Annotated in this window: 10 protein-coding genes; 3 read left to right on the top strand and 7 right to left on the bottom strand. The window is 37.5% G+C overall.

Going from position 1 to position 10470, the window contains the following annotated elements:
- The 4 genes from EP737_RS24600 to EP737_RS24585 all read right to left on the bottom strand — a co-directional run.
- A partial coding sequence (locus EP737_RS24600; RefSeq protein WP_165350924.1) for an ATP-binding cassette domain-containing protein occupies positions 1–278 on the bottom strand: 278 nt, incomplete at its 3' end.
- Between the two features lie 91 nt (positions 279–369).
- Complete coding sequence (locus tag EP737_RS24595) at positions 370–1359, bottom strand: sugar ABC transporter substrate-binding protein (protein ID WP_246040369.1); 990 nt, start codon at positions 1357–1359, stop codon at positions 370–372.
- 289 nt (positions 1360–1648) lie between these two features.
- Positions 1649–2662, bottom strand: a complete 1014-nt coding sequence (locus tag EP737_RS24590; RefSeq protein WP_129731968.1) for a LacI family DNA-binding transcriptional regulator — start codon at positions 2660–2662, stop codon at positions 1649–1651.
- A 268-nt stretch (positions 2663–2930) separates the two neighbouring features.
- Positions 2931–3758: a sugar phosphate isomerase/epimerase family protein gene (locus EP737_RS24585; RefSeq protein WP_129731967.1), complete on the bottom strand. Its 828-nt coding sequence runs from the start codon at positions 3756–3758 to the stop codon at positions 2931–2933.
- Positions 3759–4504: 746 nt separating this feature from the next.
- On the opposite strand from EP737_RS24585, the gene cuyB reads away from it, so the two are divergent.
- Positions 4505–5209 carry a cysteate racemase gene (cuyB, locus tag EP737_RS24580; protein WP_129731965.1) on the top strand — a complete coding sequence of 235 codons (705 nt, stop codon included), beginning with the start codon at positions 4505–4507 and terminating at the stop codon, positions 5207–5209.
- A gap of 123 nt (positions 5210–5332) precedes the next feature.
- Positions 5333–6202 carry a LysR family transcriptional regulator gene (locus EP737_RS24575; protein ID WP_129731963.1) on the top strand — a complete coding sequence of 290 codons (870 nt, stop codon included), beginning with the start codon at positions 5333–5335 and terminating at the stop codon, positions 6200–6202.
- A gap of 545 nt (positions 6203–6747) precedes the next feature.
- On the opposite strand, the gene EP737_RS24570 is transcribed toward EP737_RS24575, so the two are convergent.
- Complete coding sequence (locus EP737_RS24570; RefSeq protein WP_246040368.1) at positions 6748–7185, bottom strand: beta/alpha barrel domain-containing protein; 438 nt, start codon at positions 7183–7185, stop codon at positions 6748–6750.
- A 1203-nt stretch (positions 7186–8388) separates the two neighbouring features.
- Here EP737_RS24570 and mgsA point away from each other — a divergent pair.
- The gene (mgsA, locus tag EP737_RS24565) at positions 8389–8799 is read left to right on the top strand and encodes a methylglyoxal synthase (RefSeq protein ID WP_129731961.1); all 411 of its coding nucleotides are present in this window, start codon (positions 8389–8391) and stop codon (positions 8797–8799) included.
- Positions 8800–9109: 310 nt separating this feature from the next.
- Here the strand turns inward: mgsA and EP737_RS24560 are convergent, their stop codons facing one another.
- Together EP737_RS24560 and EP737_RS26130 are read right to left on the bottom strand one after the other, a co-directional pair.
- Complete coding sequence (locus EP737_RS24560; RefSeq protein ID WP_129731959.1) at positions 9110–10060, bottom strand: sugar ABC transporter substrate-binding protein; 951 nt, start codon at positions 10058–10060, stop codon at positions 9110–9112.
- Between the two features lie 284 nt (positions 10061–10344).
- Positions 10345–10470 (bottom strand): fumarate hydratase C-terminal domain-containing protein (locus EP737_RS26130; RefSeq protein WP_215628812.1); only part of this gene is annotated, 126 nt, incomplete at its 5' end.

The following is a 10470-nucleotide window of genomic DNA, read 5'->3' as shown; positions in this document are numbered from 1 at the left end:
ACAGGGCTTAATTCCTGATGAATCATCGAAATCCCTTTGCTTAAGGCATCCTTAGGGCCATTAATTTGCACTTCCTGCCCTTTAAACTTAATGGTGCCTTTGTCTGGTGTATACACCCCGAAGATAATTTTCATAAGCGTCGATTTCCCAGCGCCATTCTCACCCATTAAAGCATGAACTGTTCCTTTTCGTACCTTCAGCTGGATATTATCCAAAGCTTTTACACCTGGAAATTCTTTTGTGATGTTACTTAGTTCTAGAATGTATTCCTGATCCACGCTATGCTCCCCCTAACCAGTAACGTAATAGGCATAAGGGACTCCTGTTTTACTTAACAACACGAGCAGCCCCTTATCAAGTATGAGTTATTTAATTTCCCGCACCTTCCCATTTCGCAATATACGTGTCAACATTGTCTTTTGTAATGACCTCAAATGGCACCCATACATATTTGTTGCCTAATTTCTCGCCATTCGCAGCTTTAATAGCTGTCTCGATTGCCTTACTTCCTTGCTCCATTGGGTTTTGGAAAGCGGAAGCTTTCAATTTTCCAGATTTAATGTACCCCAATGCATCTGGCGTACCATCAATACCAGCAACTAGTACATCATTTAATTTACCAGCAGCTTCTAATGCCATCATTGCACCAAGCGCCATTTCATCATTATTGGCTACAATAGCATCAAACTTCTGACCAGATTGAATCCAGTTTTCTGTTAATTTCATAGCCTCAGCACGTTGCCAGTTTGCTGTTCCTTCACGAACAACTTTCATTTCAGGGTTTTTGGAAATTACGTTTTTGTTGCCCTTTGTTCGATAGATTTCTGCCTCATCACCTAATTGACCATGAATGATTGCAACGTTCCCTTTGCCACCAAGCATTTCAGCAGCCTTTTCCATTTGCATTGTTCCAGCTTGGATAGACTCAGAGCCTACATATGCGTAAACCTGCTTAACGAGCTTTTCACTTGGCATACGATTCACGAGAACGAGTGGGATATTCGCATCCTTTGCCGCATCGACTACCGGTTGAATCGCACTTGGATCTGGAGCAGCAACTAGAAGAACATCTACCCCCTGTGTAATGAATGTTTCTACTTGAGCAAGCTGCTTACTAGAGTCATTTTTTGCGTCGACCATCTTTAGCTCAACATCTTTCTCCTTTGCAACCTTTTTCATAGAATCCTGTAGATAAGACATAAATTTATCATCAAATAGCGGCATAGCTGCACCAATAACAATTTTTTTCTTATCGCCATCAGAACCTGAAGCAGAGTTTGATGAAGAACAAGCAGTCATGAATGAAGCGAATACAACAATTAAAGAGACCAGAAGCATCAATTTGTTCTTAATTCCCATTATAAATCCCCCTTATAAATACCTTATAAATATCTAATGCCTGTTATGAAGCGCTTACATTAAAATCCTACCAAAATAGTATATAACTACTTCAACACCACCTCCCTTTCAGACAAGCAGAAATCTCATTTGAATATCTAACAACAGCTGTTTTTTCCCTTGGCAGTTTTAATGAAGTCTTCTAAATATCATCGCTTACATTTCTCTCGAAAAGGCTTAGCAGTAGCTGTATCATCGTATCCAACGTCCCTTAACATTAGGAAGAGTTTCTCCCGTAATAAGACCAAGCTTACTTATCCATCTTATTACGAGAGGTGGATTCCCGAACAACTAGCTTTGGGGATAAAACGATTCGCTGCTTAATCCCCTTCGGCCTTTCGATCCCGTCAACTAATAGTTCGACCACTCTCTTACCCATTTCCTGAATAGGTTGCGCTATTGTCGTTAATGGCGGGTCACAGACGGTAGCCAGGATCGTATCATCAAATCCAACAATTGAAAGATCTTCAGGAACATGTAGCCCCAGTTCCCGCGCACTTTTGACTGCTCCAATTGCCAAAAACTCAGTTGATGCAAAAATAGCTGTCGGCGGTTCAGATACATCTAGAAGTTCTTGTGTCGCGTGTTTCCCTGCGTCAAATGTACTATTATTCAGAAGAACCAAATTCTCATCATATTCTAATCCCGCTTCCTCAAGCGCCTGTCTATATCCCTGAACCCTCGCCCTAACTACCGACAAATTCATACTCTCAGTAACCATTGCGATTTTTCGGTGCCCTAAATCCATTAAGTACTGTGTAGCCTCATACCCTCCTAAAAAATCGTCTACTAATACCGTATCAATAGCAAGAGAGGGTATATCCCGCGAAAGTAAAACGACGGGAAGCTCAGCGTTCATTAACTCTCTTATTATCTTATGATTCTTAAGTCCCGTGGCAATGATAATACCATCTACATACTTTTGCTTAAGTATCGAAATATACTCAATCTCATTTTCTAAATTATTATCTGTACTGCAAACCATCAGACTGAAGCCAAATTTTTTCACATGATCCTCAATACTTCTTGCCACTTCTGCCATAAACGGATTCGCAATACTAGGTATGAGAAGCCCGATCGTTTGGATACGTTTTTTAACAGACGCTGCAACACTAGGCTGGTAGTTCAGATCTCTCATCGTTTCCCTAACCTTTTGTCTCGTTTTTTCCGCAATACTCCCTGTCTCATTCAATACCTTGGAAACTGTTGAAATCGATACACCAGCTTTCTCTGCTACATCATATATTGTTATCGTTGGTTTCATCTCTTCCCTCTCTCTTCCCTTAGCAACTAATACATCTCATTTTCTGATATCTAGTTATAGAAAGGTAACGTTATTAAGAAGAATCATTCTCCTACAAAACATCCTCCCTAATCTATTACTATGCAATCCACAAACGTGAGAGGGAATATCACTATGTTGCTATTTTAAGCTAATACAATTTTTTATTAGGTTTTAAGTGATGCTTAAGGGGCATATCATCTTTTCACACGCCCCTTACATTACTTTGCCCATCGTTTTTCGTGACCTATTACACTTCTACATTTGAATGATCCCATGCTTTTAGCTTTTCTAATGAAGTTTTGTAATAATTCGTAAGAACCTCAAGATAATCTTCTCCTTTCACTGCTGTAAAAGGATTTGGTCCTTCAGCCACCATCTCCATAATGATTGGACCCGTATAACCTATTTCGTGTAACGCCTCGATCTGGCCTTTTATATTTGAATGGCCATTTCCAACGGCTTGGCGATTGGAATCAGCTACATGATACACACCTAACTTACTTCCTACGTTTCTTAACGCCTCGATAGGATCCGTTTCTTCTATATTCATATGATATGCATCTAACAGAATAAGCAAATTCGGACTATTTACAGCATCGATTAGGCTTAAAGCCTCTTTACCTGTGACAATCTGATGATTCTCATAGCGATTTAACACTTCGAATACTACTTCGATATATAGAGCCTCCGCTTTCTCCATCACTGTTTTCGAACTCTCTACAAGAAGCTGCCAATCCTTCGCAAGATCCCCACACCCAGCTGTTTTACCTACATCTCCATGTAAACAGATTCTATTTGCACCTAAAGCGCTCGCCCAGCTTAATAAATCTAAAAAGTATTGTACTGCTTGTAATCTTGTATCTTCATTTGCACTAGAAATATCCACATTATCAGGTGTAACAGATAAGACCTTCAACTCATACTTGGACAATAAATTTGCTAATTCCCTCGGATCTTGTGTGAGGTCTCCTTGGACTTCTACACCGTCTACCCCAATCTCTTTCGCTATCTTACATTTTTCTTCAACAGAAATGTCTCCAAAAGACCATAAACATAGACCATACTCTCTACTCATTTTGCTTCCTCCTGATTCATTATTTTTCATTGTTAAGCCTGTGTTGTTTTACTTTATCATTCCATTTCGTAAGCATCGGGTTTTATAGCGCTTTCACAATCTCGCTCACTATTCTTCTATTCACCCATACTTTAACAAAAAGAAAGTAGTTTCCCTAAAAGAAGATTGATCTGAAATATACACTTGCGATAAATCCTTTAATATCAAACACTTAAGAAATTATCCCAAGTATAAATCATCATCCACTTTAAAATGTATCCGTTTTCTAAAGGAAAGTGCTTTCTTGTTTATGAGTTTATCCTCAAACATACTAATTGTCAATAACTTTTAAAAAATTACATAAATATATTTAAAACCTTTACAAATCTATATTTTGAAGACAATCAATCGTCTGGAATCCTTTAGAATACCATTGGATTCATTTGTTTATCTCTTTAATTTAACGACAAAAAAGAAAGAACTTTCCTTTTTTAGTTACGCATACCGATAAGCTCTCTACTCGTATACCAGTTATCAACCAGCATCTATACCTGTTTATCACTTGTTAGATCGTAATCTTCGATAGCAAAATCCCCTTATACACTAGTTATCAATACATAGTTTCTATTGTTGTATAGATTCTTTCTATAATTCATCCCTTAAAAAGGAACTTATAATTAAATCAATCAGTCAAAGCACTTTTACTGAAGTACTAGGAACTTTATTAGGATTTGGCTTTCAAAATATGTTTAAAAGTGGTGAACAAAATGCAAAAAGTGGTTGGAATTATTGGTGGCATGGGACCTTTGGCAACTGTTGATTTAATGAATAAAATTATTTCTTATACACCTGCAATGAAGGATCAAGATCATATCCATATCATTGCAGACAACTATTCTCAAATACCTGATCGGACAACGGCTATTTTGGGAAAAGGAATAGATCCGACCCCATACATTGTCCAATCAGCGCAGCGATTGCAAAACGCTGGTGCAGATTTTCTTGTTATTGCGTGTAATACCGCTCATTTTTTCTATGAAGCAGCGAAAAGATCTGTTAATACTCCGATCTTGCATATGCCTTTAGAAACGGCTCGCTTTGTGCAAGAAAATAATTTTAGAAAAGTAGGTTTGTTAGCGACGGATGGGACAATTAAGACGCAGCTCTACCAAAACAGTTGTCAAAGTTACAAGATTGATGTCATTGAGCCTGATAAAGAAATGCAAGAAAAAGTGATGGAAGGAATATATGCCATTAAAGGTGGAAATTTAGAAACAGGATGTTTATATCTTTCAACGGTTGCTGATAAATTGAAAGAGAGCGGAGCAGAGGCTATTATAGCAGGTTGCACAGAGGTTCCTCTTGTATTGAAATCATCCGAAAATATTTGCATTATTGATCCAACAGAAATTGTAGCTAAAATGGTGATTAAAATAGCTAATGGAACAGAAAAAGAAGTAATAAGTGTGTAATGTAGAAGTTGGGAATGCGGCAGAGTTGTCGCACCCTCACTTTACCAATTTTTGATGCATACGATCTACGTGTACATGTTATAGTAAATGATAATAGAGAGTTAAAGTAAGGAGCGTTTAGACATGAATATTGAAAATATTGAAGCTTTTATATATGTTTGTCAACTTGGTAGTTTCAATAAAGCCGCCGAAGCTCTTTATTTAACCCAACCTTCTGTAACAGCACGTATCCAATCACTTGAACGTGAAATTAATATAAAGCTTTTTCATCGAAATGGTAATAAGATTTCCTTAACTGAAAAAGGAGAGTATTTTTTTCCACATGCACAAAAAATTTTGCAAGCTTATCAGGAAGCAAGGTATGGGTTGCAGCAAGCAGCAATCCCATATGACTTGGTAATTGGCAGTGCCTTATCAATATCTAATAATATCCTTCCTGAAATTTTACCTGATTTCAAATCTGAATTTAAGGATGTTAAAATAAAAATTGTAACGGGTCATTCACAAGACATCTTACAGAAGGTTATTAATAAAGAGGTTGACTTTGGCATCGTACGAACAGAAACACATCCTCAAGTAGAATCAATTCGTCTTTATAATGACCCTATTGGCCTTTTTGTGCCTCGAAATCATATATTGTTAAAAGAAGAAAACGTGACAATAGAACATGTAAGTAAACAATCCCTTATCTTTTTTGATTATGGATCAATGGATTGGCTCATGATTCATCGGCTATTTTCAAGTAATGATGTCAGTCCGACTATATCTTTAGAAGTAGATAATATGGAAACAGCAAAAAATTTGGTGATACAAGGGATGGGCATTAGCTTCTTGCCTGAACATTGTGTCAAACAAGAATTAGAAAATGGAGAATTGATCCGAGTTGAAATGGCACCTCCAGTGAAAATCAATATTAGTATTGATTTTATCTATTTAAAAGGCAGACCAAAATCTGTTTTTATTGACTTTCTAAAAGAGAAGATGTGTAGGTAAAACAAACTGATTGATATATCAATCGGTTTGTTTTTGTTCCACTGTAGGAAAGTATACATTTCCAGCTGGAAATCAATTCAACGTAGTCGGAAATTTTAGGAATACAGTATAAGTAGGGCCACGCCTCTGTCTTTGCCCAAAGGCAGGGCTCGCCAATCAACGAGTTTTCTTTACATAGTTAGAGTAGGTATGGGGTTCTGATACATGCCTATCAAGCTAAGAAAACAGGTCACTCTCCAAGAAGACGGATTATATCAACTTGACGTATATAAGTATAGATTTTACATCCCTTATCTCCTAAAAGTATTCAAAATAGGAAAGTAGGGCAGGATAAATGATTAGATGAACCATACAAGGATACGGATCAAACGATAGAATCGGTAAGAGGTGAAGGCTCTAGGCGATGGAGAAAGCTAAAATAAGCGTTATTCAACTATTTGCCATGATGTTTATGTTCGAACTTGGAAGTGCACTGGTTGTAAGCTATGGGGTAACGCCGCCTGTCGGCACAATAGGCGCTTGTGGAACTGGGGCCATAATCGACGCTACATACTTGGGACTACCACTTCAGCTGGGAATAGCTTCACAATGTCTGCTCCGGCCTCTAAAGTCTCGATTACTTCCTTTGGCGTAAAAGCCCCGCTAATAGTAATCGCTTGGTAGCGGTTGGCAACCTTAATCATATCTGCATTAAGCTGCGGACTGACTAATAGTTCCGCACCAGCTAGAATAGCAGCCCTAGCCGTCTCTCCGTCCAATACCGTACCAGCTCCAACCAAAATCCCTTTGTTACTATATTGATTTGCTAGAGTTTGAATTACATTTAAAGCGTTGGGTACGCTCATCGTAATCTCTAAAGCTTTAATTCCGCCTTGAATGGCAGCTTCGGCAACAACCAAGGCTTCCTCTTCGCTTTCAGAGCGAATAATAAGCACAACACCGCTTTCATAAATCGTTTTTAAATTTTCTAGCTTTCTCGTCAATGGAATACCTCCCTATTTTGTTATGGATTCTTTTTAGAATCTCAATTAGTTACAACATACAATCTTTTCGCAGTATATCCCAGTTGGTTAGATAACTTCAAAGCCGCTTCAATGACTCCTTTATATTTATAATTCACATATGCGAACTACATTCGATATAACGAATTTATGCCTGAAGTATAGTTTCATCAAAAAATAAATTCAATAGTTCCACGTGGACTGCTAAATGGGATTCAAACTCCCTCTCCTATGGCGGGAGCCAAATTTGTTCTGTTCTTAACATTTGAAGAAGATACCTCATTCATGAACGACGCACTCATTATCGAGGATACCGGTTGAAAGAATTTTTAATTAGTACATAAAAGGAGAATTCTATATTTTTGTATGTTTTTTATTAATTAAAAATTTAAATACGGTGATTGAAATTATAACAATTCACATGTCGCACCTAGCTAAAAAGTTTTTTTGCCTTTTTGTGAAATCTGTTCAATATATATAGCCGTGGCATTTTCTTTATTTTCCATGGCTTGTATGATTCTACACTTACAGATCAATGTTTTCCATTTCAAAAAGACCTTCTAAATGAACTACTACATTAATAGAATTATTTTTAAAATTAACAGACCTGAAGCCCCTACCCCAATACTGCTTAACTTACTTTTTGTTCAAATCCATTCGTTCAACTTTTAATAAACCGATTTCACAATGTCTCTTTTATCTGCATCTATCTTTCAGCGGGTTCTAGTGCAAAAAGCGCTAGATAATTAGCTCAATATGCGTTAATGTGAAGACACAAAGCCCCTTCAAGCGAAAGCACGATCAGCCTGATATCGTTTTGATATCAGGTAAATAATACCAATCGAATAGACCACATTTTCGTAGTAATTTGGTAGAAATGATGGTAGTGTGAGTAATAGACGGACATTGCTTACACTACCATCATGCGTTAGTACATGGATATAGACCTAGTCATCAACTTTTTGGCATTCTACTCTAAAGCGAATTCAACCAAGAATTCCTTCCCTTCTCCTCATATCCTCAAAAATTAGTGGGAATTTTCTAGGATTGAGATAGGAAAATGATATTATCACAAAAGATGACGTTTGCCATTCCTTCTTAACAAATAAGAATGCCTCGTTATCAACAATTACTAAAACTAAGCGAAGTCTGCCCAAATAACTTAACAGGTAGGGGAAATAAAAGATGAAAATAGCATTGATTGCACATGATAAAAAGAAAAATGATATGGTTCATTTCACAATCGCTTACCAACACATTTTGGTAAACCATGAGCTTTATGCAACAGGAACTACGGGGATAAAAATTATGGAGGGAACAGGATTAGAGGTTCATCGTTTTCAATCAGGTCCGCTAGGTGGTGACCAAGAAATTGGAGCATTAATAGCGCAAAATAAAATGGATATGGTTATTTTCTTTCGCGACCCCCTAACTGCGCAACCCCACGAACCAGATATTTCAGCTTTAATTCGTCTCTGTGATGTATATGCTATTCCACTTGCAACAAACATGGGAACAGCAGAAATTTTAATTCACGGCTTAGATCGTGGTGATTTAAAATGGCGTTCTATTATTCATGAACAGCAAGGGAATTGAACTCCCTCTATTTAAGTGTCCTGGAGAGCATTGCTTGTTTATACTGTAGGAAAGTATAATGTTTTGGCTCGGCTCCATCTTAATTCTCAGTGGTGTTTTATGCGTTATCAACGAGAAAAAATAGGATATAAAAGCCCCTTTAGACGGCTAAAAGGGGTTTTTATATACAAATAAATCTTCTACTATTTAGGACAATTCTTTTTATAAAAATTGCCTTTCTCCACAATCTGTAAAAAAGTAACTTCTGACCTTTCGTTTAGCAAAGATTAGAGGTTATTTTTTAACTAAGAGTAATGTTAAAAGCTTATTTTCAATGTAATATTTTTTTTAGAAAATCTAATCTCTCTTTCGCATTATCGTGCGTTATGATTTCAATACCACTATCAACTCTCTTTCCAATGGTGTCCCCCTTAATTGCTTTATATGCTTGTTCCACACTCAGATAGCCCATATCATAAGGATTATGTGCTACTGTAGCACTTAATTCTCCCGTTTTAACGGATTCTACCATGTCCGTAAGGCCATCTGTTCCGACGATCGAGATCTTTAACTCTTTTTCCTCTACTGCTTTTAACGCCTCTAGGGCTAGTCTATCACTAGTAGCAACTACACCTTTAAGATTTGGATAATCTTGCAAAACATTTTCCAGTACCGGTTTTGGATTCCCTAACCTGTCATACCCTACTGGTTCTGCGACAACCGTTATGCCGGCATCCTCTAAAATTTTCTTTGCACCATTTTTTTGATCGATCATGGCTTGATCATCGATTTTCCCAAGAAGGATAGCTACTTGATCCCCTGGTTGTAGCATAGAGCCTAATAATTCTCCCGCCGTCTTACCCAATGTAAAGTTATCCGTTCCAATATACGAGGCTTGGTATTCCCACTCAACATCTGTGGCTGTAAGAAATACGGGAATGTGTTGTTTTTTGTATTCCATCAATACAGGATTGGCAACCTGGATATGAGTGGGAGCTACAATTAGTGCATCTGGATGTTGTTTTAGAACTTTTTTTAATAGATTAGCTTGATTGGTAATGGGGTATATAGAAGCTGGAGCAGTTACTGTACCATCTATATCAAAATCACGAAACGCTTTTTTAGCTCCTGCCTCAAAAGCTTTCCAATACTCTATATCTAGTCTTTTTAAAACAATTATAACTTTAGGCTTATCGTTTCCTTTAAGAAACTGAGCTACTAAGCTTATCATGGCTATTAGAATAACTGTGAAAACTAATGGAACAATCCAGCTTTTTTTCAATATCCCTTCACTCCTATACTCCCACTAAGCTATTTTCGTACCAGAATCCTCATGTTAATGAAGTATCTATACACTTTATTCACAGCCTTTAAAGAGCAATAGACTAGTCCCCATCTTGCATCGCGGACAGCCTGAGTACATATAAAATGTAACCTGGACCACACCGTCCGCGATATAGCAGCTTTTGGCCCGATATCTCCAAGACCGAGCACGGCTATCCCATTAGAGACAACTGCAAAGAGCTTCCCCTGCATGGGATAATCGTACACTTTGTTTTCATCCCCTTATTTAAATACAGGTTCTTTAAACTGTGCCAATCTTTCTAAAGATGTTTTATCCACATCCGCATGAAGGCTATTGCCGTGGGAGTCCATTGTTACAACTGCTTTAAAGCCTTCTACACGCAAATG

It is taken from the genome of Ectobacillus funiculus (genome assembly GCF_004138295.1).
In the GTDB taxonomy this organism is placed as follows: domain Bacteria; phylum Bacillota; class Bacilli; order Bacillales; family Bacillaceae_G; genus Ectobacillus; species Ectobacillus funiculus.
This window is presented reverse-complemented; position numbering and strand designations above follow the sequence as displayed.

What these genes read in the sequence shown, in the direction of transcription:
- EP737_RS24595 (WP_246040369.1), bottom strand. Translation starts at nt 1,359, where the DNA reads ATGGGAATTAAGAACAAATTGATGCTTCTGGTCTCTTTAATTGTTGTA.
- EP737_RS24590 (WP_129731968.1), bottom strand. Translation starts at nt 2,662, where the DNA reads ATGAAACCAACGATAACAATATATGATGTAGCAGAGAAAGCTGGTGTA.
- EP737_RS24585 (WP_129731967.1), bottom strand. Translation starts at nt 3,758, where the DNA reads ATGAGTAGAGAGTATGGTCTATGTTTATGGTCTTTTGGAGACATTTCT.
- cuyB (WP_129731965.1), top strand. Translation starts at nt 4,505, where the DNA reads ATGCAAAAAGTGGTTGGAATTATTGGTGGCATGGGACCTTTGGCAACT.
- EP737_RS24575 (WP_129731963.1), top strand. Translation starts at nt 5,333, where the DNA reads ATGAATATTGAAAATATTGAAGCTTTTATATATGTTTGTCAACTTGGT.
- mgsA (WP_129731961.1), top strand. Translation starts at nt 8,389, where the DNA reads ATGAAAATAGCATTGATTGCACATGATAAAAAGAAAAATGATATGGTT.